The organism is Rhizobium sp. 01T417 (assembly GCF_056398905.1).
The window spans coordinates 117,954-135,620 of record NZ_JBFTQH010000015.1 but is presented as its reverse complement, the minus strand read 5'-3'; the positions used below and the strand labels follow the sequence as shown (position 1 = coordinate 135,620).

At 54.7% G+C, this 17,667-nt stretch carries 11 protein-coding genes and 1 pseudogene; 5 read left to right on the top strand and 7 right to left on the bottom strand.

All coding sequences use genetic code 11. The features are described 5' to 3' along the window. Positions 1 to 11 precede the first annotated feature (11 nt). The 4 genes from AC1DPR_RS16730 (at position 12) to AC1DPR_RS16715 (ending at position 7,564) form a co-directional block, all read left to right on the top strand. Positions 12 to 974 carry a GDP-mannose 4,6-dehydratase gene (locus tag AC1DPR_RS16730; RefSeq protein ID WP_477816779.1) on the top strand — a complete coding sequence of 321 codons (963 nt, stop codon included), beginning with the start codon at positions 12 to 14 and terminating at the stop codon, positions 972 to 974. Between the two features lie 398 nt (positions 975 to 1,372). Further along, positions 1,373 to 5,005: a glycosyltransferase gene (locus tag AC1DPR_RS16725; RefSeq protein ID WP_477816778.1), complete on the top strand. Its 3,633-nt coding sequence runs from the start codon at positions 1,373 to 1,375 to the stop codon at positions 5,003 to 5,005. Further along, positions 5,002 to 6,093 carry a glycosyltransferase family 4 protein gene (locus AC1DPR_RS16720; protein ID WP_477816777.1) on the top strand — a complete coding sequence of 364 codons (1,092 nt, stop codon included), beginning with the start codon at positions 5,002 to 5,004 and terminating at the stop codon, positions 6,091 to 6,093. Before AC1DPR_RS16725 ends, AC1DPR_RS16720 begins: the two co-directional genes overlap by 4 nt. Before the next feature lie 496 nt (positions 6,094 to 6,589). Continuing rightward, the gene (locus AC1DPR_RS16715) at positions 6,590 to 7,564 is read left to right on the top strand and encodes a class I SAM-dependent methyltransferase (RefSeq protein ID WP_477816776.1); all 975 of its coding nucleotides are present in this window, start codon (positions 6,590 to 6,592) and stop codon (positions 7,562 to 7,564) included. Positions 7,565 to 7,925: 361 nt separating this feature from the next. Here AC1DPR_RS16715 and AC1DPR_RS16710 read toward each other — a convergent pair whose 3' ends face one another. The 3 genes from AC1DPR_RS16710 to AC1DPR_RS16700 all read right to left on the bottom strand — a co-directional run bounded on the left by AC1DPR_RS16710 (position 7,926) and on the right by AC1DPR_RS16700 (position 12,002). Beyond that, on the bottom strand, positions 7,926 to 8,945 hold the full coding sequence (locus AC1DPR_RS16710) for a glycosyltransferase family 2 protein (RefSeq protein WP_477816775.1): 1,020 nt from the start codon (positions 8,943 to 8,945) through the stop codon (positions 7,926 to 7,928). An 853-nt stretch (positions 8,946 to 9,798) separates the two neighbouring features. Continuing rightward, entirely contained in the window at positions 9,799 to 10,917 is a 1,119-nt protein-coding gene (locus AC1DPR_RS16705; RefSeq protein WP_477816774.1) for a glycosyltransferase family 4 protein, read from the bottom strand. A gap of 479 nt (positions 10,918 to 11,396) precedes the next feature. Beyond that, a complete protein-coding gene (locus AC1DPR_RS16700) occupies positions 11,397 to 12,002 on the bottom strand; it encodes a hypothetical protein (protein WP_477816773.1) in 606 nt (201 codons plus the stop codon). 718 nt (positions 12,003 to 12,720) lie between these two features. Between AC1DPR_RS16700 and AC1DPR_RS16695 the strand changes: the two are divergent. Next, positions 12,721 to 12,852 (top strand): annotated as a pseudogene (locus AC1DPR_RS16695) (SOS response-associated peptidase); the annotation flags it as partial. 18 nt (positions 12,853 to 12,870) lie between these two features. Here the strand turns inward: AC1DPR_RS16695 and AC1DPR_RS16690 are convergent. From AC1DPR_RS16690 to AC1DPR_RS16675, 4 genes are all read right to left on the bottom strand, one after another. After that, positions 12,871 to 13,140, bottom strand: a complete 270-nt coding sequence (locus AC1DPR_RS16690; RefSeq protein ID WP_477816772.1) for a hypothetical protein — start codon at positions 13,138 to 13,140, stop codon at positions 12,871 to 12,873. A gap of 969 nt (positions 13,141 to 14,109) precedes the next feature. Continuing rightward, positions 14,110 to 14,361, bottom strand: coding sequence for an NUDIX domain-containing protein (locus AC1DPR_RS16685; RefSeq protein WP_113582792.1), 252 nt, complete (start codon positions 14,359 to 14,361; stop codon positions 14,110 to 14,112). Between the two features lie 147 nt (positions 14,362 to 14,508). Beyond that, positions 14,509 to 15,936: a mannose-1-phosphate guanylyltransferase/mannose-6-phosphate isomerase gene (locus tag AC1DPR_RS16680; protein ID WP_477816771.1), complete on the bottom strand. Its 1,428-nt coding sequence runs from the start codon at positions 15,934 to 15,936 to the stop codon at positions 14,509 to 14,511. Positions 15,937 to 15,999: 63 nt separating this feature from the next. Then, the gene (locus AC1DPR_RS16675) at positions 16,000 to 17,418 is read right to left on the bottom strand and encodes a phosphomannomutase (protein WP_477816770.1); all 1,419 of its coding nucleotides are present in this window, start codon (positions 17,416 to 17,418) and stop codon (positions 16,000 to 16,002) included. Between the last annotated feature and the right edge of the window lie 249 nt (positions 17,419 to 17,667).

Sequence of the window (17,667 nt, the reverse complement as noted above, 5' to 3'; positions counted from 1 at the left end):
GCGGAGGCCGAATGGCGGCGCGGCATAGGATCCTGGTCACCGGCGCATCCGGTTTTGTCGGCACCTGGCTGATCAGGGCTTTGCGTGATCTCCCCGTCGATGACGGCCTGGAGCTGATATCTGCCGGGCGCGGTCCGCTATGTGATATTGATCTCGACATCGTCGACAAGACGGCGGTTGCTGGTGCGTTACGTGACTCGCTGCCGACGGCGGTTGTGCACCTCGCGGCGATCGCCGCCCCGCAAGAAGCCCGCAAAGATCCGGCACAGGCTTGGAACGTCAATTTCCATGGAACGATCAACCTAGCGTCGGCCATTCTGGGCGAAGTGCCAGATTGTCGCTTTATCTTTGCCGGCAGTTCAGAAAGTTACGGCCAGACTTTTGCAGATGCCAATGGCGCCGCCGTAACCGAAGATCAGGCCCTGAAGCCGATGACTGTTTATGGCGCCACTAAGGCGGCGGCCGACATTGCCATCGGGCAAATGCATTTCGACGGCCTCCGCTCGATCCGGTTCCGCCCCTTCAACCATACCGGCCCTGGACAGTCGGAAGCCTATGTCATTCCCGCCTTCGCCAGCCAGATTGCCCGTATAGAGGCGGGCCTCGCGCCGCCAACGATTGAAGTTGGCAATCTGAGCGCTCATCGGGATTTTCTCGACGTTCGCGACGTCGTACGGGCCTACGCACTTGCGGCTATTGGCAAGGGGGATAATGCAGAGGGCAAGGTGTTCAATCTTGCCTCCGGCACCGCCGTCAAAATACGCACCATTCTCGACATTCTCGTGCGGCTATCAGGCCGCAAGATCGAAGTTGTCGTCGCACCCGATCGGGTTCGTCCGGTCGATATCCCGATGGCCTGCGGTGACGCGAGCTCCGTCATGCGCAGCCTGGGATGGGTGCCTCAGTTTAAACTCGAAGATTCGGTAAGCGCGGTTCTGTCTGAATGGAGAAACCGAGTAAATGCAGCCAACTAACCGACACCGGAGTTGCACACCGTGCTGAGAAGCCTCTGGCAATATCGACACTTCTCATCGCGTATAGCCGCCCCTCTCCGACGAGCATCCCACTTCATTCGACGGCTCCGTCTGAGTATCGTCGCGCGGGGCGGCCCGAAACTTCGCTTTCGTTCTCGTCGAGCTGTCCGTCTTCTGGCTTCGCACGCTATGTTATGGTTAAAGCGTCGCCCACGTATTGCGTCTCCACTCCTTGATCAGGTCAAGCGCTTTCCCAAAGCGCACGACTATCTCCGCAGACTGCACGCGCAACTATACGCTGCGCCAAGTACGAAGCGACTATACACACGGCCATCACAGTTATCTCCCAGAGCTCAGGCAATTCTATCTGACATAAATCACGAGATCGACCGCCGCAAATGAGAATTGTTTTCGATTTACAAGCCGTTCAGACAGAAAGCCGGTTGAGAGGAATCGGTCGCTACACAAGCGCGCTCATTTCAACCTTTGCCGAATTGGCTGAAAACCATGAACTCATTTTTGTGCTCACCAACCTCTTTCCTGACACCGTCGAAAATCTGCGGGTTGGACTTTTAGCTCCTTACGCGAATTCAATTGTTATCTTTAATGGAATTGGACCTACCCGGTACATGCACGAACTGGGAAGCCGTAACCGCCGAATTCAGGAAGCGGCTTACAATTGTTTCATAGCCGATCTCATGCCGGACATTGTTATGGTGATGAGTCCATTTGAGGGTTACGTCGACGACGCAATTGCCTTGCACGCGTCAGACCAATTTGTGGTCGGCTGCGTTATCTATGATTTAATTCCACTGATCCATCATAAGGATTATCTGACACCAAACCCGACTTTCAAAACTTTCTACTTAAATATTATTGAGAGCATAAAAAATTTCGATATCTTCCTGACAATTTCTGAACACGCTCGCATAGAGATAATAGAAAACCTTGGCGTTGATAGTTGCAAGGTAGCAAATATTAATGGCGCGGTGGACGCCATATTTGCCCCCGGTCCAGGCAGGAAAAATCTCGAAAGCCTTATCGACGGACAATTCCTCCTTTATACCGGCGGGGCAGATCCCCGAAAGAATCTGAAACGTTTGCTTTCTGCATACTCCGGCTTGCCAAATGATTTGCGCAAACGCTACCGACTTGTTTTGGCTGGAAAAATTCCTGAAGGCGAGCGAGTTATTCTAAATTCTCATGCGCGATCGTTGGGCTTGACAAATGGGGAGATAGTTTACGCTGGCTTCGTTTCTGATGAAACGCTGAGAGATCTATACGCAGAATGCAGCCTATTTGTTTTCCCTTCATATCACGAAGGCCTTGGCCTGCCAGTTCTGGAGGCGATGAAATGCGGCGCGGCAGTCATTGCAGCGAACGCCACTTCTCTGCCAGAACTGGTTGGGTTAGATGAGGCTTTGTTTGATCCTTACGACATTAGCTCTATCCGCTCAAAAATTGAGGAAGCACTGACCGATCCCGCCTTGAGGTCGAGATTGGTGATCAATGCGTCTCTGCAGGGAAAGCGATATTCCTGGCAAGCAACAGCCCGGTTGGCGCTCGAAGCAATAGAAGCGGCAAAGATTAAACCTAAGCTAGAATTTCAGGAATTTGCGGTTGCGCGGCGGAAAAGGTACCGTCAATTGATCACATTGATTGGCGATCAATTGCAGCAAGAAAACTCTTCTCCGAAACCGGATCCGAAGAATATCGCCGAAGATTTGGCAGCTAATCAGCAGCAAACTCGTAATGCAGTACGGCATATCTGGGGACTTCCTGATCGATTGTCTTGGCGTTTGGAAGGTCCGTTCGACAGCACCTACAGCCTTGCCTTGTTAAATCGAGAAACCGCACGAGCGCTAGATTCGTTGGGCCACGATGTCGCGCTTTTCTCGACGGAAGGGCCAGGAGATTTCGAACCTAATGCCAATTTTCTCCGACAAAACCCGGACCTGCTTAGGCTTCACGAACGGAGCAAGAAAGTCGCTGTCGATGCATGCCAGGTTCAGAGCCGCAACCTTTACCCACCGAGGGTATCTGATATGGACGCGCGACTAAATCTGCTGCACCATTACGCTTGGGAAGAAAGTGGCTTCCCAAATGAATGGGCGGAAGATTTCAGCGACTACTTGGATGGCATGACCTGCCTTTCAAGCCACGTTCGCAAAATCATGATCGATAACGGCGTCGCTGTTCCTATGACGGTTTCAGGCTGCGGAATTGACCATTGGGAGCGAGTAGTTCCGACTAGGGAATTTCCACTATCCGCCAAATCCTTTAGATTTCTCCATGTGTCCTCGTGTTTTCCCCGGAAGGGCGTCGATGTCTTGCTAGACGCCTACGGCCTTGCCTTTAACAAGCGGGATGACGTAACTCTCATCATCAAAACCTTTTCGAACCCCCACAACAACGTAAAGTTTCAGGTCGACGAAAGGCGCAGGGCCAATCCCGATTATCCAGACACTATCATCATAGAAGAAGATTTAAGCGACGAGGATCTCAAAGCTCTCTACTTGGCCTCCAGCGCGCTTGTCGCCCCGAGCTTCGCGGAGGGATTCGGACTGCCATTGGCTGAAGCGATGCTTTCGGGCCTGCCAGTCATCACGACTGGATGGGGCGGTCAGACCGATTTTTGCCGGCCGGATACGGCTTGGCTACTCGACTACCAGTTCGCGCCGGCAAAAAGTCATTTCGAAGTCCCGGACTCCGTATGGGCCGTACCATCGGCGAGCGGTCTCGCGCCGGTGTTAAGAGAGGTCATGGCAGCACCTGCGGAAGTTCTGAAAGAAAAGACCCGACGAGGGCGCGAACTGCTTCTTTCGAAATTTCGCTGGCGAGATGTTGGTGTGCGCCTGGTCGAATCTGCCAAACTATTTGCTCACCGATCAAATCTTTCTCAGCCACGTGTCGGGTGGGTAACAACCTGGCAAACGCGGTGCGGCATTGCGGCCTATTCGGAGCATCTTCTGTCATCCTGGCAGGGGGAGCACTTCATTTACGCTCGGCGTGAGGGCCGCGAAGATGTTGACGGCTCGCGCGTTCGATTTACTTGGGATGAAAACGCAGAAGAAACTCTGAATGACACCTTGGCGGCTATCGATCGGGATAGAATTGATTTCATAGTCATTCAATTGAACTATGGATTTTTCCGCTTCTCCGTTCTCGCTGATTTTATAAAAGCAATACATAAACGCGGCTGCAAGATTATTGCCGTTCTTCACTCCACAATTGATCCTACGCATGCGACCGATCGCAAGTTGGAGGACATCGCTTGCGAGCTTAAGCTGTGTGACCGTGTGTTAGTTCACACCCACAACGATTTGAACCGGCTCAAATCGCTGGGACTTGAGGACAACGTGACCATCTTCCCGCATGGCGTTGTTGATTTCCACGTATCTTTCCGTGCACCCGACCCTGATGTTGTTAAAATTGCCACCTATGGCTTTTTCCTGCCACATAAGGGATTAATCGAGACCATTGAAGCAGTTCATTTGCTCCAGCAGGAAGGCGTACGATGCCAACTTACAATGATCAATGCCGAGCATCCCGATCCTTCATCGGGCGCTCTCATCGCCGAAGCAGAACACAAAATAAGGCAATTGGGGCTAAGTGATCGCGTAACACTTAACACTGATTTTCTGCCGGATACGGAAAGCTTCAGATTGTTGTCGGATTCCGATTTATTGGTGTTCCCATATCAGGCAACTGCTGAGTCCTCGAGTGCGGCAGTTCGCTACGGATTAGCCGTGGGACGACCGGTTGCCGTCTCGCCGTCAAAAATCTTTGACGACGTTGATGAGGCAGTGTTCCGTTTGAACGGAAGTGACGCGATTTCGATCGCAGACGGCGTGCGTCGGATATACGCTGCGATCTCCGCCAACGATAACGATGCGAGCAATAAGGCCAGTTCAGCTCGACAGTGGCGCCAAGCCCATCTCTACGGCTCTGTGTCACGTCGGCTACAGCGGATTATTCAGGCTATATGGCTCAATCAGAACGCTAAGACAGAACAAATAGATCTGCGATGAAAATCGGTGTTGACGCCCGCAACCTTGTCCCCAGCCTCAGCGGTATCGGCCGCTACGTGGTGGAAATGAGTCGAGCGCTAGGCGCACAGGGCCATTCCCTCGTTCTTTATCTGCCGGAAGCGCCACGAACGCCAGTTCCCACACTGCCCGGCTGCGACATCCGAATTTGGAATTTCAAGGGACCTTGGCGACGGCTGATCTGGAGCCAGACAGCGCTGCCGAAGGCGGCTAACAGTGACCGGCTGGACCTCTTCTGGGGACCAGCACATCGCCTCCCGACCGGGCTTACACCACGCCTCCCGACTGTAGTCACCATTCACGATCTTGTCTGGCAAAAGGCGGCGGAGACCATGCGTTGGCAGACATGGATGGGGGAGCGCCTCTTCATGCGGTCGGCGCTCAAACGGGCTGACCGCATCCTCGCCGATTCCGATGCTACGGCGAAGGATATCGTCGCCTTTTATCCAGACGCTATCGGTCGTACTCATGTTGTCCATCCAGGCCTTACGGCCTTTCCACCGCCGGCCGGCAGATGTCTGGTACCGCCCAACAGCGATGGCCGGACGCGTTACGCGCTGTTCGTTGGCACGCTGGAGCCTCGCAAAAATCTTGTGCGTCTACTTCAAGCCTTTGCCTTGATTGAGCCTACCGGCCTATCAAACCTGAAGCTCGTTATTGCCGGCGGACAGGGATGGAGGCTGAACGATCTATCAGCACTAATCGCACAGCTCGGCATTCAGGACCGTGTTGTCCTCACAGGTTACGTGTCGGATAGTGAACTGGCACGGCTTTATGTATCGGCGGAGTTTCTGCTCATGCCTTCACTTTACGAAGGCTTTGGATTTCCGATCATCGAGGCGCAAAGTTTTGGCGTACCCGTGATCACCTCGGACCGCTCGTCGATGCCGGAAGTGGCCGGGACAGGGGCAATATTGATAGATCCACAAGACGTTCTGGCTATAAAGAACGCGATTATACGTCTCTGCTCAGATCAAACATTGCGCAAGCGGCTGGGCGAGGAAGGGAAAGAAAACGTCGGGCGCTTTTCATGGCAGAAGGCCGCGGCTCAACTTAGCTCCGTTATTTGATGTGTGATCCGGGCGAGCCTGACGGACGAGAATTGAGTAGCCGCCGATCTTCTCTCGGCAGAGGGCAGGCAGTTGTGAGAATGCTTATATCGAATGCTACGACGGCACGGTCCGCCACGAAATGGCTATGACCTCCAGCAGCGAGCGTCCAATATGGACATCCGCGGCATCACACCCACTGACCTGCCACTGATGAATCCGGGAGGCGCAACCAGCCCGCCCCCCTGACACAAGCCGGAAAACTCCAGCCTCCGCTGGTCCAACGTTTGGGAGCGGATCACCACACGAAAATTGAGAATGGCGGTAGGAATTCTGTGATCAGCCGCGCTACAAACGGCGGAATCGCCATAGTACGAGAACCCTTTCGCCTTTCAATTTATGCCGTTAGATGTCACCTTTCTCCCCGGGATGTTCGCTATTTGACACCTTAGTGGATCGTCCCGGAAATGATCTCGTATCCTCGCTAAGAGGCAATTCAGGTGACCCAGAGGGCCATATGCAAGTGATCTCGACTATAGCAGCGCTGGATACGAAACTCGCAGAATGTGACGCCGCAGGAAGAATCTCGGACACTGCACTTCGAGACGTGTTTAAGACGTTTAGAATGGATTTCGCGAAAACGGTTCCTGCTGATCCATTCAGCGTTGAATATAGAGATTTCCAAATGAATCTCTACAAAGCAATTTCCTCACGAACATACCACCCACAGAATGAGGTGACCAAGTTTGATCTGGAGGTTGCAGAGCGCACACCGTTTCCATACTCGTCCCACAGTTGCAAAACTACCGGCTTTTTCACAATGGGAGTAGGTTTTTTGTTGCATACCATGGACCTTTCACCAGGTAAACGTGTAGTCGAGTTTGGTCCAGGATGGGGAAACACTACACTCGCAATGGCAATGACGGGTCTCGAAGTAACCGCGGTCGATATCGAAAGTAACTTCTGCGATCTCTTACGGCGGCGTGCAAAACGTCAAGACGTTAGCATAAATGTAGTCAACGCCGATTTCATGTGGGCAGAAACCGTGGAAGATCCCTTCGACGCCGCGGTCTTTTTCGAATCATTCCATCACTGCTCAGATCATATGCGTCTGCTCCGAGCATTGCGCAAAGCCGTCAAAACCGACGGACGTGTGTATTTCGCAGCAGAACCCATTTTACCCGATTTTCCGCTACCGTGGGGCCTGCGCATGGATGGCGAATCGCTTTGGGCAATTCGCTCAAACGGCTGGATGGAGCTAGGTTACAACGAAACGTATTTCCGCAAGGCACTGGCGCGGACCGGCTGGTCAGTAACCAAACACGTCTACCCGGATTTGGGATGGGCCGCGGTATGGGAAGCTAAACCCTCCATCCCATCTGATGTAGAACATCCGTTGCAGGTAAAACTGCACGCACTCTATCGGTCTTCCCTGTGGCGTCTCACTAAACCATTGCGCAAGCTTACGAGAATCTTGCGGAAGAGAGCATAGCACTACATCTTCAAGAACTTCGCAGCATATCACAAGGTCAGAAGCAGCCAGGCTCGGAGTCAGATTGAATAACGACCGCACATCAAACTTCGGCTCAATTCCGCGTTCCGAGCATTGGGCGTTGGCCTGATGGACACTCACGCTCTCGAGATCGCTGCCGCGTACATCACAGCCACGATCGTGAAGCCGCAGCGAAAGATTGCCTCCTCACAGCCAACCTCATATGCGCGACGTCGGTAAGCTCGTGAAAACTGCCCAAGAAACCATCCATGAGATACCGAGCAATCGGATTCCGAGTATGATATTTGTCGTAGTAGTTGCCCGGAACGTTCTTGTAGGCTACCGATGCCTCAGTCATCACTTAACTCGCCGTCTTCATTTGGTTTGGAGTGGCTGCGCCTTCCGAGGTGACTTTTCGAAACATCGTCGGCGAACCGCGTGAATCAAGCTCCTGCTGTAGTTGCCTAACCCTGATTTCCTCAAGCAGCATGCGGTTCACCGAGATGAGTTCCGCCAGAAAGCCGCTCATCAAAAAGATACCTGACAAGGCAAGGAGCGCACCAGAGAGAACAAGCGACTGAACGTTCCCGTCACCCATTCCCATCATGTAGTGGTAAAAAAAGCGTCCGATCATCAGCAACCCGGGCGCAGCAGTAATAGCCGAACACAAAGCAAAGAACCGCATCGGACAGTAGACGATAAAGATCCGTATAACCGTGACGATTGAGCGCCAGACGTAACTGGAAATGCTTTTCACGAGCCGTGAGGGTCGCAAATAGCCATTCACCCGGATAGGCACCGATATGATCGGAATGTCCTTGCGGCCCGCCTGAATAATCGTCTCGAGCGTGTAGGTATAGGGACTGAATACGTTCAGCCTAATCGCTGCATCCCGATGGATGGCCCGAAATCCGCTGGGCGCGTCGGCAATCACCGTGTCGCTCGCGACTTTGACAACCCAACTGCCAAATAACTGGAGAAATTTCTTTATCGGTGAAAAATGTTCAATTTCCGTGATTGGACGGGCGCCAATTACAATCTGAGCCTTGCGTTCCAGGATCGGGCGCACCAAATCGGGAATGCAAGAAGCGTCGTACTGATTGTCGGCATCCGTATTGACGATGACGTCGGCACCAAGCTTGAGGGCGGCCTCTATCCCCGCCATGAAAGCGCGAGCGAGCCCGTGATTGTGTGGCAGTGAGACGATATGATCGACGCCATGAGCTCTTGCCACCTCGACAGTGCGATCCGTCGAACCGTCATCAACTATGAGCCACTCGACGACGTCAAAGCCCGGCACAGATCGTGGGAGATCCCCGAGAGTAATCGGAAGGGTTTCCTCTTCATTCAGGCACGGGATTTGAATAATCAGCTTGGACATTGAACTCTCTTAGAAGATCAACTCGCAAATAAAGTGCGAGTAGACTGTAACCAATATCGGCTACGGCAATTTGGAGCGGATCGCAACCCTTCGTTTCAGCTCTTGAACAACATAGCTGGCGCTTACGTGTCGGCTGAAGCATTTTAATAGGGCCGAACTGGGCAGGTCGCGCCACCGCAGTCGGCGCCGGCACCCTCCGCGCCGTCACGCATCGCCAAATCGAGCCCTTCTAACAACGCTTTAAACAGCGCTCGTGATAGCCGTATCGTTTGATCCTGCACCTTGGGCCAGGCAAGTCTCTTTGCCCCCGGATTTGTAGGTCCCAGACGAATACAGCCATACCAGCGCACATCAGCAGTCAGTGCGGGTAATGCATCCGTTTCATCCACTGTTTCCAAGCAGTTGCCGTGTGTCGGCAGGTGCTACCACCGGCATGATGAGCTACTTTTGCTGCACACCGACGATGCCACCGTTTGGTCGGTTCCTCCGCAATAGACCGACCTCGTGAGCCCAGATCCTGAGGTCGCCATCAGCAACGAACGATCGCCCTGCATGTCGTCGACTTGATGGAATTGGCCGCCCTGGTGGAGGCGGCCATCGAACTCGCTCCCAAGTCAGCGAGGAGATCAAAGCTCAGCCATGAGGAAGCAGACCGGCTGTGTTGTCGCGCGATCGAATGGAAGCCGATCTCGCCCAGCGCTTCCTACTGGTCGATCCTAATAATCGCCTCGTCGCCGACACTGCGCAAAGCAGACGGTTGCTCGACCAATGAAACCGAGGCTAACGTCGGCCACACCGCGCCTACGACATGCGCCGCGCTAATGGTTGAAGCCGGCAAAGAGATCGACAGAACTTACTCATTGGATACAAGCAAGCCCTTGTACAGCTCCTGGTAGGATTTCACCATCCGTTGAGCCGAGAAAAGCTCAATGTAGCGGTTTCTGCTTGTCCTGCCATACTTGTCTGCAACGACTGCGTTGCTTGACAAATCCATCATCGCATCTGCAAGCGCCTTAGCGTCCACTGGCGCCACGACCAATCCTGTTTCACCGTGAGTGTTAACGAAGCTTGTGCCCGTTCCTATTTCGCAAGAAATCATCGGCTTCCCAAACATTGCCGCTTCAACAAGCGAAAGACCGAAAGCCTCCGAACGCAAATGCGAAGGGAAAACAAGGCCCGTGCTTAGTTCGAGAAGGGCAGTTTTGTCCCTCTCCGGTAACGCCCCAAGAAAATGGACGTTTTCCAGGCTATGCTCCTTCGCATAAGCCTTCAGGGATGCCTCCATTGGCCCCTCCCCTATCAGTACAATATCTAGCTCCGTCTTCCTGGCGGCCTCCAGAAGAATATGAACGCCTTTGTAATAGCGCAGAACACCAACAAAGAGAAAAAACGGCTTGGGATATTGCGCTCGCCAGCGTGCTTTCACATCTTCGGGGGCGCGAGGATAGTCCCGCTCGTCGAGTCCAAGCGGAATGACTGTCGTTTTGGCTTTATAGTGCTGCAACACATCGCTGGTTGCCACGTAATTTGGAGACGTGGCCACAATGCTGTCAACGCTTGCCAGGAAACGATGCATGATCGGCCTATAAAGCGGCAAGAGAAGCCGCTGCTTCACAACATCTGAATGGTAGGTGACGATCGTTGGCTTTTTCAGCCGCGAAGTGAGATGAACAACGTCCATTACCGGCCACGGGAAGTGATAGTGCACGATGTCGGCTTGTTCACTAAGCTCTCGAAACCTTCCAAAAACCTGGCGCGAAAAGCCCGTCGAAGCGAACTCAAAATCAAGCTTGGCCTTGTGAGCCATATGACCGTCGAACTCGCGAGTGTTTTGAGCAGGCGCCCTGCTCAGCGAAAGTACGTCGGACTGAATGCCATGTTCCGCGGTTCCTTTAGCGATCGCATGAATGGTTCGCTCCACTCCACCAAAAGTGTCGGGCCAATAGGTCTTGAAGAAATGTAAAACCCGCATCTCACTCCAACGCCGGTCGACAGCCGGTCTTGTTCAGTCATTCCGCCGTCGGCGCCCTTCAATACTCGTAAGCATCCTCGCCGAGCCCGACAGACAGGGCACAGGCAGAGGATGCCCATATAAACAAAGCTATGAAAAATAGCAGCCCATTTACGAACGCCGAAGGACCAAAGCATGCTGTACGGCCGACGACCTATCTGTTGGAAATCAGCAACAGCCGCACGGCCCGATGAAGGGGCAGTGGCTTTTGGCAGCCCATGGCCCGAGGGTGCCTAAGCGCCGTCTTCCACATCAAGGCTATGAAGCCGAAGGCCGGGAGGCAATGCGGAAGGTCGAGGACTATTACGATCGGCTGCTCGAATGTAATGGGCTGAGGGGCGAGAATGAGCAACAAAGATAAACAGGGAATGAAGGCGCGCGGTTGATGGTGAGGCATTTGTCGCGGGACTGAAACGTCCAGGTTCTCCCGTCGCTATTGGCTACTGGATCACATCCGCAGGCGGCGGGTTCGCGCTCTCCGGGTCGTAGTCATAAACCTCTAATATGGATGCAGACGAGAACTCTAGCGGCTTATCATAGTGGCGCACCGTTCGCAGCAACCTTCCATGCTCAGTCGAAATCCAGATTTCCATGTTGGCTGTGAAGGGAAATTGGTGCCATTTTGTAGAGATATATTTTGCTCGGACGCCATCTAACACGACATCGCCACGATGCCAGCAATCAGTGAACTTGGGATTATCTCGATCCTTAACGGTCCATAGGCTCGCGTCAAAACGTTTCCATTTTTTTGAGAACACATATCTCTCAAACCCTAGGTTGCCGCTGACCATTGATACGATAAATGGTTTCAAGGCCCCGTTAGCTTCAAGTTTTTGAAGACTGACACTGTAGGTATAGGTGCTGTGAGTTTTGATGTAGGCTTCATTGACATCAGCACACGACGGATCGAGCCGCCCGTAATCGACGGATGGCTTTTCGGCCTCATAGCTAACACCATCGATAGCGTTCGTACGACAGGTTGCCTCCCCGACTGCGCCAACCAATGCACCAATAGTCACAGCTAAACCTAATAGTTGATATTTCATGGTCCACTCTACCTTCGAGGGATATTTGTTCGAACGCGAAGATCTGTCAACTGCTATGCCGGCCCTATGGTCGTGAGCGGTAACGCCCACCGCTTCATTGCGGATGATCAAAACCGGCGGCGGAAGCGATTAATAGCCCGGATTTCAAAGCGACCGCACTGAAAGTGCCCCTAATTGACAGAGCGTCGACCTATCGCATACATCCCTCAAGTAGAGGGGTGGGAACTGTTTCAACCGAAAATTATTCTGACTGCAGCCATGTTGCTTTCGGCATTGCCGGCCTCGGCACATGGGGCATCAGGAGACACCCCATCGATCTACAACAAGCTGATCACAAAAGCTGCTTCAAGACCGCCAGCAAACTGGAGGACGTTAACTGATCAAGGCGACGCTCAGGTCATCGCTTGCTTCATGATCGATAGCTCAGGTAACCTCATAAACGGGCCAAGGATTGTATCCAGTGGCCAACCGGAAGCCTTGCGGAAAGCGCTTGAAGCAATGGTTAGGAACGATGTCATCAAAGCAGCACCGTTCAAGGGCGCCCCGAACAAAAAATATTCCGGGAAAGTGCTCAAGTTTCTCGCTACTACGTGCGTATTCGAGAAAGAACCTGGATGCGTCCTAACCCTGAGTGTTCGACTGCCAGACGATGTCCGCGCGTGGAAGGAGCAATAACATAGGCGGGAGCTGAAGATAATCTCAACGCTGGGCGATTGACGACCTCATGAGGCCCTTCCCCGACGAACTGATGAAGATGTGGCCGGTCGACAGAAAGGTCGGCTCGCCAAGGAACGATACGGCGGACATTATCGACGAGATCGACCCTAATCCCGAACCGACGATGATCTGATCGAGGCCAGGCCAGCGCCTAGTCGCAGACGTTCCTGTATCGCACGACGCGGTGGCCGTGGCGGTATCCGTAGTACCTCTGTGTCCAGCAGCGTTGGGCGTAGCGATATCCCGGGCCGTCATAGTCGTCATCGTACACGTCGCGTGGTGAATAACGATAGTAGCGCGGGGCTGGAGGATCATCGTAGTAGCGAGGTCCGGTGCCATACTCAAAGTAAATCTGTGCGAATGCCGGCGACGCCGACAACGCAGTCGCGAACGCCAGCGCTGCGATAGCGAGCTTCTTCATGTCTTAGTCCCATTCCGGTTTGCGCATAGACCTTGGCAAGGCGGTGTCTCATGCCTCGGGCCTTAATACGTCATTAATGTTGTTCCTGAACATCGGACCTAAGTCCGAGATGGATCGGACTCGAGTCTGGTGGCTTCAGGACCTTGGTCCGACTGTTCAAGCCACCCTGTCGCGCATAGCTTGTGCCGTCCAACCCCACCGGACACCGGAATGCTCCGGCGCGCTCCCTCGCGTGTAAACCCCTCGGAGCTTCCGGAACCCGCCCTTGTACAACCCTCAATCCTGGCGGTGGCACCATACGATCCGACAACGTGACCAAGCACTCACATCACAAGACCTGTCCATCTGTGAGGATGCCTTGAAAAGCGTCGCACAAAAGCATTCGATCGATCACCACCGCGATAGGCTCCATCTTGCGGCTACTGTCATTGAGATCTACCGCCAGGGGGTACACGGTCCGGAACAACTAGCTATGCTTGCTGAGGCGTCTTGCGAAGCGATGCTTGAAATGAAGCGTCTCGGTCCAACCTTGGATCAGGCGCCGTAGCTTGCAGCCGACTAATACTTTTGAATAATTAGACCACTTTTCCGAGTAAGTGTATATTAGGATCATCGCAACCTGGGATGCGACGAAGTGAAGGTTTCGACTCGCGGATCCCCGCCGCCAACGAGACTTCTTTTCAAGAATAATGGCAGGGAGGTTCGACCCTCTCATGAATCTCCCTGATTTAATCAGCGTCCCTGATGCGGCAAGACCCGACCGACTGAACGTCGCGCCGAGCACTCTCCTGAGTGCGGGGACGGTCCCGCTTGTGGGCAAGCTGTTTTCCTTATTGCGTGCCGGAGGCTTTGCGCCATAGCTTCGCAGCGTAATTGCGGGAGGGGTTAATGCGCCGAATAATTGCAGCAGCAGGATGGGTCTAGCTGCATGCCAGACAGGACCAGAATATGTAGCCTTCAAACCGGGCGCTACCCAGAGTACACGGCAACTGGCTTTCGATGAATGCAAGATAGCGCAAGGCCGCATCCGCGTTGCCGGTCCTTGTCATCGTAGGTTCCGATGAAAATCGTTAGGATCTCCGTGACGAAGGCGCATATGCCATAAGCAGCCGATACACGCTCAAGGACCTTCACGACTACACCAGCTTCCTCCAGCGCTTCGCGGCGGGCGCAGGTTTCAGGATCATCTTCATCTAGCAGGCCGGCGACCGCTTCGATCATGTATGGCTTGTCGCCTTCAACACCGCTATGGTGGGTATCTAACGCTTCCTTCGCCGAGCCTCAGCAACTTGCCCATGAAGGCCAGATGCAACGCTCCTTCCGCTCCGTCAGGCGGAAGGATGACGCCACGTCTGAAATGTAGAGGGCTTATCCCCGTCCGAACTCGTCGGAAACGCGGACGATATCGTCCTCCCCGAGATAGGAGCCGGTCTGAACCTCGATCATCTCCAGCATGATCCGTCCGGGGTTATAAAGCCGATGCAATTCGCCCTGCGGGATATAGACAGACTCGTTCTCACGCACGAACGTCACCTCGTCGCCGACAGTCACTTCCGCCGTGCCCTTGACGCAGACCCAATGTTCGGAACGGTGGAAATGCTTCTGCAGCGACAGCTTTTTGCCCGGCAAGACGAACAGCCGCTTCACCTGGAAACGATCGCCATTGAACAGCGACGTATAACCGCCCCAGGGACGGTAGGAGGTCGGGTGGGTCTCCGTCAGGCTCGATGTCTCCTTCGCCTTGGCGAGGTATTTCACGAGCTTGCCGACTTCCTGGGCTTCGTCGAGGCGACCGACATAGACGGCGTCCTCGCTGGCGATAACCGCCACATCCTTCAATCCTTGGACGGCGAGATGCGAGGCACGCGACAGGACCAACGAATTTTCGGTGTTCATGACGGTGGCATGGCCGATAACGACATTGCCGCTCTCGTCCTTTTCACCAAGCTTCCAGACGGCATCCCAGCTCCCGAGATCCGACCATGCGAAGGCCGAGGTGACCACGGCGGCATTGGTGGTCTTTTCCATCACGGCATAGTCGATCGAAATATCCGGGCTCGCCTGGAAACTGGCCTCATCGAGACGGACAAAATCAAGATCGACCGTGGCCTTGGCGACAGCGGCTTCCGCAGCCTCGTACACGGCGGGCGCATAGTTAGAAAGCTCGTTCAGGAGCAGGTCGACCCGGCACATGAAAATGCCGGAGTTCCAGAAAAAGCCGCCAGCGGCCAGCATCTCTTCTGCGGCGGCAAGCTGCGGCTTCTCGACGAAACGCTTAACCTTGTGTGCGCCGGTCGAAAGCGCATCGCCCTGTTCGATATAGCCGTAACCGGTGGCAGGCTCGGTCGGCTTGATGCCGAATGTGACGATCTTGCCCGATGCGGCGGTCTGGCGCGCTGTCGCGATCGCCTCGCTCCAATCCTTGCCTGCATCGATCTCGTGATCGGAGGCCAGGAGGTGGAGGATCGCATCCTCGCCGAACTTCTGCTTCAAGTGGAAAGCCGCGGCGGCGATGGCGGCAGCCGTGTTGCGGGCGACCGGCTCGAGGATGATTGCGGACAGATCAACGCCGACTTCGCGGGCCTGCTCGGCCACGGTGAATCGAAAATCCTGGTTGGTGATGACGACAGGTGCCTCGTAGGCCGCGGTGTCGGTCACGCGCTCAAGGGTTTCCTGGAACAACGTCTTTTCATCGACGACCTGGATGAACTGTTTTGGCGCGTTCGATCGCGACAATGGCCACAGGCGGGTGCCTTTACCGCCAGCCATGATGACGGGAATGATCTTCTGGGTCATAAGTAATCTCCGGGTACGCACGGACCGTGTTTGTATGGGTTCAACCTTCAATAGGCAATCGGGTCACTGCAATTTTGCCCAGTCGCGAACAAGCGAAAGGCCTTTTTCAAGCAGCGAGGAAGCAGCCGCCTCGTCTTCAGCTTCAACATAGCAGCGCATTTCCGGCGCATTCCCGGAAGGACGGAAGTGAATGATGGCGCGATCGGACAATGTAACGCGCAGGCCATCGATATCGCTGACGGAGCCAACGGCGCCAAGCGGTTTGAGGAAGGCCGCCAGGTTTGCAGGAGAAGAACGCAGATGCGCCATTAATGCAGCACTCGTCTCGACCGCAAAATTCTCGAGCCGGTCGGCGGCAGCTACCGGCAGGTGAAAATCGGCAGCGATCGCCGAAAGCGACTTGTCCAGCCGCTTGGCCAGAAACAACGTCGCCAGAACCGGCAAAAAGCTGTCGCGCGTCGGAAGAGCGGTGAGCGTACCGTTCGCCACCGCGAAATCCGACTGAGTCAGCACGCCACCGTTGGCCTCGAAGCCCATCACCGCCGTTTCGCCCGCAGCGGTCGCCTTGTTCATGCCTTCGATAACAAAGGGGGACCCGACTTTGGTGCGGGTGACGCGGTAGCTGCCGGCCGCCTCGATGCCGGAATTGGAGGTCACCGGGGTGACAACGACCTTTGCTTCAAGGAAGCGCGCAACGATGAGCCCGAGCAGGTCACCGCGCAGCGGTGTACCCGTCTCGTCGGCGACCAGCGGCCGGTCGCCGTCGCCATCGGCGGAAACGATAGCGTCGAGACCATACTCCCCAGCCCAACCACGCATAAATTCAATCGTCTGCGCCGACACGGCTTCTGTATCGACCGGGATGAAGTGATCGGACCGTCCGAGCGCCACGACGTCCGCACCATAACCGGCTATGACGTCGATCAGGCCATCGCGGGCAACCGTGCTGTGTTGGTAGACGCCGATTTTCAGGCCGGCAAGTGCGCCATCAGGCAGCAGCGCGCGGTTGCGCGACAGGAAAAGCTCAATGGCCTGGCGCTCTTCGTTCTGAGCGGCGCCGGGGGTCAGGTCAACGATCGTGTCGCCGATCTCGGCCGCGATACGGGTGATTGCCAGCTCATCCGCCTTGTCGATCTCGCCGTCCGGGCGATAGAATTTGATGCCGTTGCGATCTGCCGGGATATGCGAACCGGTGACCATCAGCGAGGCGCAGCCTTTCGACATGGCATAAAGCGCCAGCGCCGGCGTCGGGATCGCGCCGCAATCGATCGGCTGCAGGCCGGCGCGCGCCAGTGCTCCGATGCAGGTGGCAGCAATGTCAGGGCTTGAGGGACGATAGTCGCCAGCGACAAAAATGCGGTCTCCCGCCTTTGCTAAACCGGCATCCAGCAGGTGTCTTGCAAAAGCGGTTGCGTAGAGAGCCGATGCATGGCCCTGAAGATCGGTTACAAGGCCGCGAAGACCACTGGTGCCGAATTTCATGAAGTTCCCTAACATTCACTGACTTGGTGCCTATGTCGGTAAGCCGTCATGCGCGAGTGTCAATAGATTAGCGAAAGATATCGATAGTTTTCCAGCCGCTGACAGCACCTCAGGCTGTGTCGCGCGATCTTTCGCCCGTCAAGACAATCGATTTCTCTGCGGACGTCGATATAGAGAGGAGCGGCGCGTCACTCAGGGCCCTGCCGAGGCCCGGGCAATGGAGTGGGTGAGAGGTCTGGCGCAAAACCG

Excerpts from the sequence above, each read along its gene's own strand:
- AC1DPR_RS16685 (WP_113582792.1), bottom strand. The coding sequence starts at position 14,361 with ATGATCGAAGCGGTCGCCGGCCTGCTAGATGAAGATGATCCTGAAACC.
- AC1DPR_RS16680 (WP_477816771.1), bottom strand. The coding sequence starts at position 15,936 with ATGACCCAGAAGATCATTCCCGTCATCATGGCTGGCGGTAAAGGCACC.
- AC1DPR_RS16690 (WP_477816772.1), bottom strand. The coding sequence starts at position 13,140 with ATGAAGAAGCTCGCTATCGCAGCGCTGGCGTTCGCGACTGCGTTGTCG.
- AC1DPR_RS16700 (WP_477816773.1), bottom strand. The coding sequence starts at position 12,002 with ATGAAATATCAACTATTAGGTTTAGCTGTGACTATTGGTGCATTGGTT.
- AC1DPR_RS16705 (WP_477816774.1), bottom strand. The coding sequence starts at position 10,917 with ATGCGGGTTTTACATTTCTTCAAGACCTATTGGCCCGACACTTTTGGT.
- AC1DPR_RS16710 (WP_477816775.1), bottom strand. The coding sequence starts at position 8,945 with ATGTCCAAGCTGATTATTCAAATCCCGTGCCTGAATGAAGAGGAAACC.
- AC1DPR_RS16715 (WP_477816776.1), top strand. The coding sequence starts at position 6,590 with ATGCAAGTGATCTCGACTATAGCAGCGCTGGATACGAAACTCGCAGAA.
- AC1DPR_RS16730 (WP_477816779.1), top strand. The coding sequence starts at position 12 with ATGGCGGCGCGGCATAGGATCCTGGTCACCGGCGCATCCGGTTTTGTC.
- AC1DPR_RS16725 (WP_477816778.1), top strand. The coding sequence starts at position 1,373 with ATGAGAATTGTTTTCGATTTACAAGCCGTTCAGACAGAAAGCCGGTTG.
- AC1DPR_RS16675 (WP_477816770.1), bottom strand. The coding sequence starts at position 17,418 with ATGAAATTCGGCACCAGTGGTCTTCGCGGCCTTGTAACCGATCTTCAG.
- AC1DPR_RS16720 (WP_477816777.1), top strand. The coding sequence starts at position 5,002 with ATGAAAATCGGTGTTGACGCCCGCAACCTTGTCCCCAGCCTCAGCGGT.